The organism is Polynucleobacter sp. 73C-SIWE (assembly GCF_018882465.1).
Classification (GTDB): Bacteria; Pseudomonadota; Gammaproteobacteria; order Burkholderiales; family Burkholderiaceae; genus Polynucleobacter.
This window is the reverse complement of record NZ_JACVOK010000001.1, coordinates 525,496-540,359: the sequence shown is the minus strand read 5'-3', so window position 1 is coordinate 540,359 and position 14,864 is coordinate 525,496. Positions and strand designations below refer to the sequence as shown.

Genomic DNA, 14,864 nt, shown 5'->3' with positions numbered 1-14,864 from the left:
AAATGATCAGACGCTGGTGTGTAACCCCAACTGGAAACAGTTGGTTTTTATGGAGTTAAACCGTGCCTTTGAATGTACAAGACAAAAAAGCGATTGTTGCTGATGTCGGCGCTCAATTGGCTGGAGCCCAAACTGTCGTGCTCGCTGAATACCGTGGTATTCCAGTAGAGCAGTTGACAAAGCTACGTGCTAGCGCACGTGACCAAGGTGTATATCTTCGCGTTTTGAAGAACACATTGGCACGCCGTGCTGCACAAGGCACACAGTTTGAGCCTCTTGCTGATTCGATGGTTGGCCCCTTGATTTACGGCATCTCTGCTGATCCGATTGCTTCGGCAAAAGTATTGCAGGGCTTTGCTAAGACTCAAGATTTGCTAGTCATTAAAGCTGGCTTATATAACGGCAAGTTGTTAGACGTTGCAGGCGTAAAAGCGCTCGCAACTATTCCAAGCCGCGACGAGTTGTTGTCTCAGTTGCTAGGTGTGATGTTGGCGCCGGTATCTGCGATGGCTCGCGTATTGGGCGCAGTAGCAGCACAAAAGGCAGCTGGAGCACCCGCTCCGGTAGCAGCACCTGTAGCAGAAGCAGCAGCCCCAGCAGCAGTCGTTGCTGAAGCCGCAGCTCCTGAAGCAGCCGCTGAGCCTGCAGCCGCAGCCCCAGAAGCTGGAACAGAAGCAAACGAAACCCCTGCCGCTGAATAAGCGACAGATTAACTATTTAAGTATTAGGAGCTAAAAATGGCGATTACTAAAGAAGAAATCATTGATGCAGTAGGTAGCATGTCCGTTATGGATTTGAACGACTTGGTTAAAGCGTTCGAAGAGAAGTTTGGCGTTTCAGCTGCGGCGATGGCTGTTGCTGGTCCTGCTGGAGCAGGCGGTGGCGGTGCTGCTGCTGAAGAGCAGACAGAATTCACTGTTAACTTGCTCGAAGCTGGCGCAAACAAGGTATCAGTAATTAAGGCAGTTCGCGAAATTACTGGTCTTGGCTTGAAAGAAGCTAAGGACTTGGTTGACGGTGCACCGAAGCCAATCAAAGAAGCTGTTGACAAGAAAACTGCTGAAGAAGCCAAGAAGAAGCTTGAAGAAGCTGGCGCTAAAGCAGAACTCAAGTAATACAAACTTTGCTAGCGCTTCCCAAAAAGGGGCGTTAGCTACATTGGGTTTGACCATTAGTGGTCAAACCCGATTTCATTTCTGATTGAAATCGGGTTTGCCTTCTGATACGACTGCAGAATGCAAGTTTGGTCGGACACTAGATCTTTACGATTTAGTGTTGTCCGCCAGTGATTGGTAGTGGCCAATCGCCAAATCTTTGTACAGTCGCTGAATTCGGAGATGAAATGAACTATAGCTTCACCGAACGCAAGCGAGTCCGTAAAAGCTTTGCTAAGCGAGTAAATAACCACCAGGTTCCGTACCTGATCGCAACGCAGCTGGAATCCTACGCTAAATTTTTACAGGCTGAAAAGCCAGCAATGTCTCGTCTTACTGAGGGGCTTCAAGCTGCCTTTACATCAGCATTCCCAATTGTGTCTAACAATGGCTATGCACGTATGGAATACGTGTCGTACCAGTTATCACAGCCACCATTTGACGTTAAAGAATGTCAACAACGTGGTTACACATACCACTCTGCCTTACGCGCAAAAGTTCGCTTGATTATTTATGATCGCGAAGCGCCGACTAAGGTTAAAGAAGTAAAAGAGAGCGAAGTCTACATGGGTGAAATTCCGCTCATGACAGAAAACGGCTCTTTCGTGATCAATGGCACTGAGCGCGTGATCGTTTCTCAGTTGCATCGTTCCCCAGGCGTGTTCTTTGAACACGATAAGGGCAAGACACATAGCTCAGGTAAGTTGCTGTTCTCAGCACGCATCATTCCTTACCGTGGCTCATGGCTCGATTTCGAGTTTGATCCAAAAGATATTCTGTATTTCCGCGTTGACCGTCGTCGTAAGATGCCTGTCACCATTTTGCTCAAAGCAATTGGTTTAAATAACGAACAGATTCTTGCGAATTTCTTCAATTTTGATCATTTCGCGTTGACCGCTAATGGCGCCTCAATGGAATTTGTTCCAGAGCGTTTGCGCGGCCAATTGGCTAACTTTGATGTGCTCGATAAGAATGGCGTGGTAGTCATTCAAAAAGACAAGCGTATTAATGCAAAGCATATTCGTGAACTCGAAGCTGCTAAGACAAAAACGATCGCTGTACCAGATGACTATTTGGTTGGTCGTGTGGTTGCGCGCAATATTGTTGATCCAGATTCTGGTGAAATCTTGGCTTACGCTAATGATGAAATCACTGAAGAGTTATTGGCTACATTGCGCGATGCTGGCATCAAGCAGTTGGAAACTATTTATACCAACGACTTGGATTCTGGTGCGTACATTTCTCAGACATTGCGTACAGACGAAACTGCTGATCAAACAGCAGCACGTATCGCTATCTACCGCATGATGCGTCCTGGTGAGCCTCCAACAGAAGATGCTGTTGAAGCGTTGTTCCAGCGCTTGTTCTATAGCGAAGATACATACGATTTATCTCGTGTTGGCCGTATGAAGGTCAATAGCCGTTTGAACCGTCCAGAAATGGAAGGTCCAATGGTTCTCTCAAACGAAGATATTCTCGACACGATTAAGTCTCTCGTAGATTTACGTAACGGCAAAGGTGAAGTAGACGATATCGATCACTTAGGTAATCGTCGTGTACGTTGCGTTGGCGAATTGGCTGAAAACCAATTCCGTGCTGGTTTGTCACGTGTCGAGCGTGCGGTTAAAGAACGTCTCGGTCAAGCCGAAACAGAAAACCTCATGCCGCATGATTTGATTAATAGCAAGCCAATCTCTTCCGCTATTCGTGAGTTCTTCGGTTCCTCGCAGTTGTCCCAGTTTATGGACCAAACCAACCCACTTTCAGAGATCACCCACAAGCGTCGTATTTCTGCATTGGGACCTGGTGGTTTGACCCGCGAGCGCGCAGGCTTCGAAGTGCGTGACGTGCATCCAACCCACTACGGACGCGTTTGCCCAATCGAAACTCCAGAAGGACCAAACATTGGTTTGATCAACTCACTCGCGCTATTTGCACGTTTGAATGAGCATGGCTTCCTCGAGACTCCATACCGCAAGGTTTCTAATAGCAAGGTAAGCGATGAAGTGGTTTACCTCTCTGCGATTGAAGAAGCCAAGTATGTGATCGCTCAGGCGAATGCAACGATCGACAAAAACGGTAAATTGGCTGACGAATTGGTTTCTGCTCGTCAAGCTGGTGAAACCATGATGGTTAGCCCGGAGCGCATCGATTTCATCGACGTTGCTCCTAGTCAGATCGTTTCTGCTGCGGCCTCACTTGTTCCATTCTTAGAGCACGATGATGCGAACCGTGCCTTGATGGGCGCGAACATGCAGCGTCAAGCAGTTCCTTGCTTGCGTCCAGACAAGCCATTGGTTGGTACTGGTTTAGAGCGAATTGTTGCGGTTGACTCCGGCACTGTTGTATTGGCTAACCGCGGCGGTATCGTGGATTACGTTGATGCAAACCGTGTCGTTATTCGCGTCAATGATGATGAAACTGCGGCCGGTGAAGTTGGTGTGGATATTTATAACCTCATCAAATACACCCGTTCAAACCAAAATACCAATATCAATCAACGTCCAATCGTTAAGGTTGGCGATCGTGTAGCCCGTGGCGACGTAGTTGCTGACGGCGCATCTACCGATCTAGGCGAATTGGCCTTGGGTCAAAACATGACTGTGGCGTTTATGCCATGGAACGGTTACAACTTCGAAGATTCAATCTTGATCTCTGAAAAAGTGGTTGCTGATGACCGTTATACCTCTATTCATATTGAAGAGTTGTCGGTTGTTGCTCGTGATACCAAGCTTGGTTCAGAAGAAATTACTCGCGATATCTCCAATTTGGCAGAGTCACAACTCTCCCGCTTGGATGAGAGCGGTATCGTTTACATCGGTGCTGAAGTTGAAGCTGGCGACGTATTGGTTGGTAAGGTAACTCCAAAGGGCGAGACTACTCTCACTCCAGAAGAGAAGCTCCTCCGTGCGATCTTCGGTGAAAAGGCATCTGACGTTAAAGATACTTCTTTGCGTGTTCCTTCAGGAATGATTGGTACCGTGATTGATGTTCAAGTCTTCACCCGTGAAGGTATTGAGCGCGATGCCCGCGCACAGTCAATCATTCAAGAAGAATTACAACGCTATCGTTTGGACTTAAACGACCAGTTGCGTATTGTTGAAGGCGATGCCTTCATGCGTTTAGAAAAACTGTTGGTTGGCAAAGTTGCTAACGGCGGCCCTAAGAAGTTAGCTAAAGGCACCAAGATCGACAAGGATTACCTTGCTGATTTGGATAAATACCATTGGTTTGATATTCGTCCATCAGATGATGATGTTGCTTCTCAAGTTGAGGCAATTAAATCTTCTATTGAAGCGAAGCGTAAGCAGTTTGATGAGGCTTTTGAAGAGAAGCGTACCAAGCTTACCCAGGGCGATGATTTGCAGCCTGGCGTAACGAAGATGGTGAAGGTGTACTTGGCTGTTAAGCGTCGCTTACAGCCTGGTGACAAGATGGCTGGTCGTCACGGTAACAAGGGCGTGGTTTCTAAAATCGCCCCTGCAGAAGACATGCCATTTATGGCTGACGGACGCCCTGTAGACATCGTCTTGAACCCATTAGGTGTTCCTTCCCGTATGAACGTTGGCCAGATCTTGGAAACCCACTTAGGTTGGGCTGCCCAAGGTATTGGTAAGCGTATCGACGAGATGGTTCGCGAACACGCTAAGCAAACTGAATTACGTAAGTTCTTCAAGCAGCTTTACAACGAAACTGGTCGTATCGAAGACATCGATAATTTCACTGATGAGCAAATTACTGTTTTGGCCGAGAATCTTCGCCAGGGCTTGCCATTTGCAACACCAGTGTTTGACGGCGCTACTGAAGCAGAAATCGGACGCATGCTCGAGTTGGCTTATCCACAAGATGTTGCGACATCTTTGAAGATGACTCCATCACGTCAGCAAATGATTTTGTGCGACGGCCGTACTGGCGATCAATTTGAGCGTCCAGTAACTGTTGGTGTAATGCATGTCTTGAAACTCCACCATTTGGTCGACGACAAGATGCATGCACGTTCAACCGGACCTTACTCATTAGTAACGCAACAGCCATTGGGCGGTAAAGCCCAGTTTGGTGGTCAGCGCTTTGGTGAGATGGAAGTTTGGGCCCTCGAAGCATACGGCGCTTCATATGTCTTGCAGGAAATGCTGACAGTGAAGTCCGATGACGTCGCAGGCCGTACCAAGGTTTACGAAAACATCGTCAAGGGCGAGCACACGATTGATGCTGGCATGCCCGAATCCTTCAACGTGCTGGTAAAAGAAATCCGTTCGTTGGGTATTGACATTGACATGGAGCGCAACTGATATGAAAGCATTGCTCGATTTATTTAAGCAAACGCAGGGCGAAGAACAGTTTGATGTCATCAAAATTGGTCTCGCATCTCCTGAGAAAATTCGCTCATGGTCTTTTGGTGAAGTACGCAAACCAGAAACCATCAACTATCGAACTTTTAAGCCCGAGCGTGATGGTTTGTTCTGCGCCAAGATTTTTGGACCAACCAAAGACTACGAGTGCTTATGCGGTAAGTACAAGCGCTTAAAGTTCCGCGGCGTTATCTGTGAGAAGTGCGGCGTTGAAGTTACTCTCGCTAAGGTACGCCGTGAGCGCATGGGCCACATTGAGTTGGCAGCCCCTGTAGCGCACATCTGGTTCTTGAAGTCCCTGCCATCCCGTTTGGGTATGGTTCTCGATATGACATTGCGTGATATCGAGCGCGTTCTCTACTTTGAAGCATATGTAGTGGTTGATCCTGGCATGACTCCTGAGGGCGCGATGAAGCGCGGTCAGATTATGTCTGAAGATGAATATATTGCTAAGACTGAAGAGTATGGTGACGGTGCGTTCACCGCCATCATGGGCGCGGAAGGCATTCGTGATCTCTTGCGTTCGATTGATATCGATCGTGAAGTAGAGACGATTCGTGCTGACTTGAAAGCTACTGGTAGCGATGCCAAGATCAAGAAATACGCTAAGCGCTTAAAAGTGCTTGAGGCGTTCCAGACTTCAGGTATTAAGCCTGACTGGATGATCATGGAAGTATTGCCAGTATTGCCGCCTGAATTGCGCCCATTGGTGCCATTGGATGGCGGTCGCTTTGCTACCTCCGATTTGAACGACCTCTATCGTCGTGTGATCAACCGTAATAACCGTTTAAAGCGTTTGTTAGAGTTGCGCGCACCAGAGATCATCGTTCGTAACGAAAAACGCATGTTGCAAGAAGCGGTTGACTCATTACTCGACAACGGTCGTCGTGGTAAGGCTATGACTGGCGCTAACAAGCGTCCTCTCAAGTCCTTGGCTGAGATGATCAAAGGTAAGAGCGGTCGTTTCCGTCAAAACTTGTTGGGTAAACGTGTTGACTACTCTGGTCGTTCAGTCATCGTGGTTGGTCCGACATTGAAATTGCATCAGTGCGGCTTACCAAAATTGATGGCTTTGGAATTATTCAAGCCATTTATTTTCAACAAGCTTGAGACTTTAGGAATTGCAACCACGATTAAGGCTGCAAAGAAAGAAGTTGAAAGTCAGACTCCAATCGTTTGGGACATTCTCGAAGAAGTGATTCGTGAACACCCAATCATGCTCAACCGTGCGCCTACATTGCACCGTCTCGGTATCCAGGCTTTCGAGCCAATGCTGATTGAAGGTAAAGCAATCCAATTGCACCCATTAGTCTGCGCGGCATTTAACGCGGACTTTGACGGTGACCAAATGGCGGTTCACGTTCCTTTGTCGCTCGAAGCGCAAATGGAAGCACGTACCTTGATGTTGGCTTCGAACAACGTATTGTTCCCAGCTAACGGCGAGCCATCAATCGTTCCTTCACAGGACGTGGTGTTGGGTCTGTACTACGCTACACGCGACAAGATCAACGGTAAGGGCGAAGGCATGGTTTTCGCCAACATTACTGAGGTAGTACGCGCATACGAAGCAGGTCAGGTTGAATTGGCTTCTCGTGTTGCTGTGCGTATTACTGAGTATGAGATCGTGGATAAGAAGGCAGAAGGCGATGCGCGTTTTGTCCAGAAGACCAAGATCTATCAAACATCAGTTGGCCGTGCAATCTTGTCTGAAATTCTGCCTAAAGGCATGTCTTTCGAGGAAATCAACAAGCCTTTGAAGAAAAAAGAAATCTCACGCTTGATCAACACTTCGTTCCGTAAGTGCGGTTTGCGTGAAACAGTGATTTTTGCTGACCGTCTCTTGCAGTCTGGTTTCCGTTTGGCGACCAATGCTGGTATCTCTGTTGCGATTGACGATATGTTGATCCCAACTTCTAAAGAGCGCATCATCACCGAGGCTTCTGCCAAGGTTAAAGAGTATGACAAGCAGTTCATGTCAGGCCTTGTAACCAATCAAGAGCGTTATAACAACGTGGTTGATATTTGGGGTGCTGCAGGCGACCAAGTTGGTAAGGCAATGATGGATGAGTTGTCACACGTTGACGTGCTCGACCGTAACGGCAAGACTGTGCGTCAAGAATCCTTTAACTCCATCTACATGATGGCGGATTCTGGTGCGCGTGGATCTGCAGCACAGATTCGTCAGTTGGCCGGTATGCGTGGTTTGATGGCTAAGCCAGATGGCTCCATCATTGAAACCCCAATTACTGCGAACTTCCGTGAAGGTTTGAACGTATTGCAATACTTCATCTCAACTCACGGTGCTCGTAAGGGTCTGGCTGATACAGCGTTGAAGACAGCAAACTCTGGTTACTTGACACGTCGTTTGTGCGACGTTACTCAAGACCTCGTGGTTATTGAAGAAGATTGCGGTGCAACTTCCGGCGTAACAATGAAAGCGCTTGTTGAAGGCGGCGAAATTATCGAAGCATTGCGTGACCGTATTTTGGGTCGTGTATGTATCGGTGATATCGTTCATCCAGACACACAAGAAGTCATCGTTCCGAATGACACCTTGCTTGATGAAGATCATGTTGATCAAATCGTGGCATTGGGTATCGACGAAGTTAAAGTTCGCACAGTATTGTCTTGTTTAACTCGCTTCGGTTTGTGCGCTAAGTGCTACGGACGTGACTTAGGTCGCGGTGGTTTGGTAAACGTTGGCGAGGCAGTAGGCGTTATCGCTGCTCAGTCCATTGGTGAGCCAGGCACACAGTTGACTATGCGTACCTTCCACATCGGTGGTGCAGCGTCACGTGCTTTGGTTGCAAGCAATATTGAAGCCAAGTCTAACGGTGCCCTGAAGTTCTCCGGTACGATGCGTGTTGTGAAGAACGCGAAGGGTGAGCAGATCGTGATTTCACGCTCTGGCGAAGCCTTGATCGTTGACGAGAATGGTCGCGAGCGCGAGCGTCATAAAGTGCCTTACGGTGCAACTCTCTTGTTGAAAGAGGATGCACCGGTTAAGGCTGGCGCAAGCTTGGCAACCTGGGATCCATTAACACGTCCGATTATTTCTGAGTATGCTGGGGTGGCTCGCTTTGACAACGTTGAAGAAGGCGTAACCGTTGCTAAGCAGGTTGATGAGGTTACTGGTCTTTCCACTTTGGTGGTAATTGACGGTAAGCGTCGCTCTGCTGCAAGCAAAGGCGTTCGCCCAATGATCAACTTAGTTGATGAAAAGGGTAACGAAGTTATGATCGCCGGTACTGATCACCCAGTAAACATTGGCCTCCAAGTGGGCGCCTTGATTACTGTTAAAGATGGTCAGAAGGTTGAAGTTGGTGAAGTGTTGGCTCGTATTCCAATCGAATCACAGAAGACTCGCGACATTACCGGTGGTTTGCCACGCGTTGCAGAATTGTTCGAAGCACGTTCACCAAAAGATGCAGCCGTATTGGCGAAAGTTACTGGAACAGTTTCCTTCGGTAAAGAAACCAAAGGTAAACAACGTTTGGTGATTACTGATATGGACGGCGAAGCCAATGAATTCTTGATTCCGAAAGAGAAGCAAGTTCTTGTTCATGACGGTCAAGTTGTGAATAAGGGCGAGATGATTGTGGAAGGCCCTGCCGATCCGCATGACATCTTGACTCTCAAAGGTATCGAAGAGTTGGCAATCTACATTGTTGATGAAGTACAGGACGTTTATCGTCTCCAGGGTGTGAAGATTAATGACAAGCACATTGAAGTCATCGTGCGTCAGATGTTGCGTCGTGTTCAGGTAACTGATCCAGGCGATACATCCTTTATCACTGGTGAACAAGTTGAGCGCTCTAAGCTGTATGACGCTAACGATGCTGTGATTGCCCAAGGTAAGCACCCAGCTCAGTTCGACAACGTATTGCTAGGTATTACTAAGGCATCCTTGTCGACCGACAGCTTTATTTCAGCGGCTTCTTTCCAAGAAACCACTCGTGTATTGACCGAAGCCGCAATTATGGGCAAGACCGACACACTCCGCGGACTCAAGGAAAACGTCATTATTGGTCGTCTGATCCCTGCTGGTACCGGCTTGTCTTATCGCCGTGCACGCAAGGTCAGGGAGCAATTTGAGCGCGATCGCGCTCAAATGATTGCCGCCGAAGAGGAGGCAATGGCCAATATGCCTGTAGAAATTGAGGCTGAAGTCGTTGCTCCTACTGGGGAGGCTGATCCAAGCTAATTTGGTAATTCTGGCCAGAAATGGCCAGTTTTTTCCTTCGAGGTTGACGGAAAAGGCTGGCCAAGCTAGAATGCTGAGTTCTACTGATTCAGAAGAGGGTCTTTTTGACCTAGAAATTCTCTAAGTCATTGATTTTCTTAAAGAAAGCAACAAAGAAGTACTAACCGAGCTATTTTATGCCAACAATTAATCAATTATTACGCAAGCCAAGAACAAGGCTTACCGTTAAAAGCAAGAGCCCTGCGCTGCAAAACAGCCCGCAGCGCCGTGGTGTATGTACACGTGTGTACACAACCACTCCTAAAAAGCCTAACTCTGCGCTTCGTAAAGTAGCCAAAGTTCGCTTAACCAATGGTTTTGAAGTGATTTCATACATTGGTGGTGAAGGCCATAACCTCCAGGAACACTCAGTAGTGTTGATCCGCGGTGGTCGTGTAAAGGACTTGCCAGGTGTGCGTTATCACATCGTTCGCGGTTCTTTGGACCTGCAAGGCGTTAAAGATCGTAAGCAAGCCCGTTCTAAGTACGGTGCTAAGCGCGCTAAGAAAGCTGCTTAATTTTTAAGAGTTAAGCAGTAGTTTTTTGTAGTAAGTCGTTGTTTGTCAGACTCAAAAGACAAGTAAGTGGTTGTTCCGTTTAGAAGTTTTTCTAAATAGTAGGGCAACCGGAGCGGGTGATTCATGTGAGCCACCCCTAACTGAACTGAAGGAGTAGTTATGCCACGTCGTCGTGAAGTTCCCAAACGGGAAATTTTGCCGGATCCAAAATTCGGCAATGTTGAAGTAGCTAAATTCATGAACGTCCTGATGTTGGACGGCAAGAAATCGGTTGCAGAGCGTATCGTTTACGGTGCCTTTGATCACATCGAGAAAAAAGCAAATAAAGAACCACTCGAAATTTTTTCAACCGCCATGGGCAACGTTAAGCCAATGGTTGAGGTTAAGAGCCGTCGTGTTGGTGGTGCTAACTATCAAGTTCCTGTTGAAGTTCGTCCATCACGTCGTTCCGCCTTGGCAATGCGCTGGTTGCGCGAAGCCGCTAAGAAGCGTGGCGAAAAATCGATGGCTCAACGTTTAGCCAACGAATTATTAGAAGCTGCTGAAGGTCGTGGCGGCGCAATGAAGAAGCGTGAAGAAGTTCACCGTATGGCAGAAGCTAATAAAGCTTTCTCACATTTCCGCTTCTAATCCAATAGTTAAGAAAAGGCACCAACAGTGGCACGTAAAACCCCCATCGACAAATACCGCAATATTGGTATTTCTGCGCACATTGACGCAGGCAAGACAACTACTACAGAACGCGTTTTGTTCTACACCGGTGTTAATCACAAAATCGGTGAAGTACATGATGGCGCAGCTACCATGGACTGGATGGAGCAAGAGCAAGAGCGTGGTATCACGATTACTTCTGCTGCTACCACCACGTTCTGGAAGGGTATGGCAGGAACAATGCCTGAGCACCGTATCAACATTATTGATACCCCAGGACACGTAGACTTCACTATTGAAGTTGAGCGCTCGATGCGCGTTTTGGATGGCGCTTGCATGGTTTACTGTGCGGTAGGTGGAGTACAGCCACAGTCAGAAACAGTTTGGCGTCAAGCTAACAAGTATCAAGTTCCCCGTTTGGCTTTTGTGAATAAGATGGACCGCACTGGCGCGAACTTCTTCAAGGTCTATGACCAAATGAAGACTCGCCTCAAGGCAAACCCAATCTTGATCCAGATTCCAATCGGCGCAGAAGAAAACTTCAAAGGCGTTGTTGACTTGGTGAAGATGAAGGCCATCTACTGGGATGAGGCTTCACAAGGCACTAAGTTCACTTACGAAGATATTCCTGCAGAATTGCAAGCTTCTGCTGAAGAGTGGCGCGAGAAAATGCTCGAAGCTGCTGCGGAGAGCTCAGAAGAGTTGATGGAAAAATATCTCGGTGGCGAAGGCTTAACCGAAGAAGAAATTAAAGGCGCATTGCGTCAACGTACTATTGCTAATGAAATCGTTCCAATGTTGTGCGGAACCGCATTCAAAAACAAAGGCGTTCAGGCGATGTTGGATGCAGTAGTTGAATTGCTCCCATCCCCATTAGACGTGCCACCAGTTCCATGCGAATTGGAAGACGGTTCACCTGCTACGCGTGAAGCATCTGATAGCGCGAAGTTTTCTGCATTGGCATTCAAGATCATGACTGACCCATTTGTTGGCCAGCTCATCTTCTTCCGCGTTTACTCAGGCGTAATGAAGTCTGGCGACACCATCTATAACCCAATTAAGGGTAAGAAAGAGCGTGTTGGTCGTTTATTGCAGATGCATGCAAACCAACGTGAAGAAATTAAAGAAGTTTATGCAGGTGATATCGCTGCAGCTGTTGGTCTTAAAGATGCAACAACTGGCGAAACTTTGTGTGATCCAGACAGTATCGTGATTTTGGAGCGCATGGTATTCCCAGAGCCAGTGATCTCACAGGCTGTTGAGCCAAAGACAAAAGCTGACCAAGAAAAAATGGGCCTTGCTTTGAATCGCTTGGCACAAGAAGATCCTTCTTTCCGTGTGAAGACTGATGAAGAATCAGGCCAAACCATTATTTCTGGAATGGGCGAGCTCCACTTGGAAATTTTGGTTGACCGTATGAAGCGCGAGTTCAGCGTAGAAGCAACTGTCGGTAAGCCACAAGTTGCTTACCGCGAAACAATTCGTAAAGTTTGCGAAGAGATCGAAGGTAAGTTTGTTAAGCAGTCTGGTGGTCGCGGTCAGTATGGCCACGTGGTACTCAAGCTTGAGCCACAAGCCCCAGGTAAAGGTTTTGAATTCGTTGATGCTATTAAGGGTGGTGTTGTTCCACGTGAATACATCCCTGCAGTAGAAAAAGGAATTATCGAAACATTGAATTCCGGTATTTTGGCTGGCTATCCAGTTGTAGATATCAAAGCAACATTATTCTTCGGTTCATACCATGATGTTGACTCCAACGAAAACGCATTTAAGATGGCGGGTTCGATGGCATTCAAAGACGGTATGCGCAAAGCATCACCAGTGTTGCTTGAACCAATGATGGCTGTTGAAGTTGAAACACCAGAAGATTTCATGGGTAACGTAATGGGCGACCTCTCATCACGTCGCGGTATTTTGCAAGGTATGGATGACATTCCAGGGGGCGGCAAGATCGTTCGCGCTGAAGTGCCATTGGCAGAGATGTTTGGTTATTCAACTGGCTTGCGCTCGTTGACCCAAGGTCGCGCTACCTACACCATGGAATTTAAGCATTATTCCGAAGCACCTAAGAACGTTGCTGAAGCAGTTATGGCTGCTAAAGCGAAGTAATTTATCCACATTAATTTTGAATATTGACTAGCTAAGAAGGCAGACAAAAATGGCAAAAGAAAAATTCGAGCGGACAAAACCGCACGTAAACGTAGGCACCATCGGTCACGTTGACCACGGTAAAACGACATTGACAGCAGCAATTGCAACCGTGCTCTCAAAAGCATTCGGTGGCGAAGCAAAAGCATACGATCAGATCGATGCTGCTCCAGAAGAAAAAGCCCGCGGTATTACGATTAATACAGCGCACGTTGAGTATGAGACAGCCAATCGTCACTATGCTCACGTAGATTGCCCAGGACATGCTGACTACGTGAAGAACATGATTACTGGTGCTGCTCAGATGGACGGCGCTATTTTGGTTTGCTCTGCAGCTGACGGCCCAATGCCACAAACCCGTGAGCACATCCTCTTGGCACGCCAAGTAGGTGTTCCTTACATCGTCGTTTTCTTGAACAAGTGCGACATGGTTGATGATGCTGAATTGCTCGAGTTAGTTGAAATGGAAGTGCGTGAGCTTCTATCTAAGTATGACTTCCCAGGCGATGACACACCAATCATCCAAGGTTCTGCTAAGTTAGCTTTGGAAGGCGACGAAGGCCCATTGGGCAAAGAAGCCATCATGAAATTGGCCGAAGCATTAGACACTTACATCCCAACTCCAGAGCGCGCTATTGATGGTGCGTTCTTGATGCCAGTAGAAGATGTGTTCTCCATCTCTGGTCGCGGTACTGTAGTAACAGGCCGTATCGAGCGCGGTATCGTTAAGGTTGGTGAAGAGATCGAAATTATCGGTATCAAGCCAACATTGAAAACTACTTGTACTGGTGTTGAAATGTTCCGCAAATTGCTCGACCAAGGTCAAGCAGGCGATAACGTTGGTATCTTGTTACGCGGTACAAAACGTGAAGAAGTTGAGCGCGGCCAAGTATTGGCTAAGCCAGGCTCCATCACCCCACATACCCACTTTACAGCCGAGGTTTACATCTTGGGTAAAGATGAAGGTGGTCGTCATACTCCATTCTTTAACAACTATCGTCCCCAGTTTTACTTCCGCACAACGGACGTAACCGGTTCTATTGAGTTGCCAAAAGACAAAGAAATGGTGATGCCTGGTGATAACGTCACGATTACCGTCAAACTCATCGCGCCAATCGCGATGGAAGAAGGTTTACGTTTTGCGATCCGTGAAGGTGGCCGTACTGTTGGCGCCGGCGTGGTTGCAAAGATTTTGGCTTAAGGAAGTAGAAGTAAATAATTTTTAGCGGTTTGCTAACCGGTGACATCAGTGCTGCTGATGTCACCGTGCTCTTTAGATGTATAACGTGGCAGCACCACACCGCTCTTTGGAATTAATATGCAAAACCAAAAAATTCGTATTCGCCTTAAAGCATTTGATTACCGTTTGATCGACCAGTCTGCAGCTGAAATCGTTGATACAGCAAAGCGTACTGGTGCGGTTGTTAAGGGTCCAGTACCTTTGCCAACCCGTATTGAGCGTTTTGATATCTTGCGTTCACCACACGTGAACAAGACATCTCGCGATCAATTAGAGATCCGTACCCATCTCCGTTTGATGGATATCGTTGATCCTACTGAGAAAACTGTAGATGCTTTGATGAAATTAGACCTCCCAGCAGGTGTGGACGTCGAAATTAAGCTGCAGTAATGTAGTTTTTCCAGTCTTTGCTATTGCCAAGACTGGACTTTCGGGATAGAATCTAAGGCTTCGCTCAATTATTTGGGCGGAAATTTAGGCTTTATCAGCATTAAAAACGTTGTAAGTTATTGATTTAGAAGTACTTTTACTTGTAAATCACTTAAATTAATTTTGCCGACC

At 47.2% G+C, this 14,864-nt stretch carries 8 protein-coding genes and 1 pseudogene; all 9 read left to right on the top strand.

Annotated elements, in window-relative coordinates; genetic code table 11:
• Positions 1–62: 62 nt before the first annotated feature.
• A pseudogene (gene rplJ, locus ICN17_RS02820) lies at positions 63–581 on the top strand (50S ribosomal protein L10); the annotation flags it as partial.
• A gap of 156 nt (positions 582–737) precedes the next feature.
• Positions 738–1,115 carry a 50S ribosomal protein L7/L12 gene (gene rplL, locus ICN17_RS02815; RefSeq protein ID WP_087908794.1) on the top strand — a complete coding sequence of 126 codons (378 nt, stop codon included), beginning with the start codon at positions 738–740 and terminating at the stop codon, positions 1,113–1,115.
• A gap of 227 nt (positions 1,116–1,342) precedes the next feature.
• Positions 1,343–5,443, top strand: a complete 4,101-nt coding sequence (rpoB, locus tag ICN17_RS02810) for a DNA-directed RNA polymerase subunit beta (protein ID WP_087908795.1) — start codon at positions 1,343–1,345, stop codon at positions 5,441–5,443.
• A gap of 1 nt (position 5,444) precedes the next feature.
• Positions 5,445–9,707 carry a DNA-directed RNA polymerase subunit beta' gene (gene rpoC / locus ICN17_RS02805; RefSeq protein WP_216236637.1) on the top strand — a complete coding sequence of 1,421 codons (4,263 nt, stop codon included), beginning with the start codon at positions 5,445–5,447 and terminating at the stop codon, positions 9,705–9,707.
• 176 nt (positions 9,708–9,883) lie between these two features.
• A complete protein-coding gene (rpsL, locus tag ICN17_RS02800) occupies positions 9,884–10,264 on the top strand; it encodes a 30S ribosomal protein S12 (protein WP_068947691.1) in 381 nt (126 codons plus the stop codon).
• A gap of 159 nt (positions 10,265–10,423) precedes the next feature.
• Positions 10,424–10,894, top strand: a complete 471-nt coding sequence (gene rpsG, locus ICN17_RS02795; protein ID WP_068320103.1) for a 30S ribosomal protein S7 — start codon at positions 10,424–10,426, stop codon at positions 10,892–10,894.
• A gap of 27 nt (positions 10,895–10,921) precedes the next feature.
• Positions 10,922–13,024 carry an elongation factor G gene (fusA, locus tag ICN17_RS02790; protein WP_087908797.1) on the top strand — a complete coding sequence of 701 codons (2,103 nt, stop codon included), beginning with the start codon at positions 10,922–10,924 and terminating at the stop codon, positions 13,022–13,024.
• 49 nt (positions 13,025–13,073) lie between these two features.
• Positions 13,074–14,264 carry an elongation factor Tu gene (gene tuf / locus ICN17_RS02785; protein ID WP_087908789.1) on the top strand — a complete coding sequence of 397 codons (1,191 nt, stop codon included), beginning with the start codon at positions 13,074–13,076 and terminating at the stop codon, positions 14,262–14,264.
• 117 nt (positions 14,265–14,381) lie between these two features.
• A complete protein-coding gene (gene rpsJ / locus ICN17_RS02780; RefSeq protein WP_011901899.1) occupies positions 14,382–14,693 on the top strand; it encodes a 30S ribosomal protein S10 in 312 nt (103 codons plus the stop codon).
• Positions 14,694–14,864: the final 171 nt, after the last annotated feature.

What these genes read in the sequence shown, in the direction of transcription:
- rpsJ (WP_011901899.1), top strand. Translation starts at nt 14,382, where the DNA reads ATGCAAAACCAAAAAATTCGTATTCGCCTTAAAGCATTTGATTACCGT.
- rplL (WP_087908794.1), top strand. Translation starts at nt 738, where the DNA reads ATGGCGATTACTAAAGAAGAAATCATTGATGCAGTAGGTAGCATGTCC.
- rpoC (WP_216236637.1), top strand. Translation starts at nt 5,445, where the DNA reads ATGAAAGCATTGCTCGATTTATTTAAGCAAACGCAGGGCGAAGAACAG.
- tuf (WP_087908789.1), top strand. Translation starts at nt 13,074, where the DNA reads ATGGCAAAAGAAAAATTCGAGCGGACAAAACCGCACGTAAACGTAGGC.
- rpoB (WP_087908795.1), top strand. Translation starts at nt 1,343, where the DNA reads ATGAACTATAGCTTCACCGAACGCAAGCGAGTCCGTAAAAGCTTTGCT.
- rpsG (WP_068320103.1), top strand. Translation starts at nt 10,424, where the DNA reads ATGCCACGTCGTCGTGAAGTTCCCAAACGGGAAATTTTGCCGGATCCA.
- rpsL (WP_068947691.1), top strand. Translation starts at nt 9,884, where the DNA reads ATGCCAACAATTAATCAATTATTACGCAAGCCAAGAACAAGGCTTACC.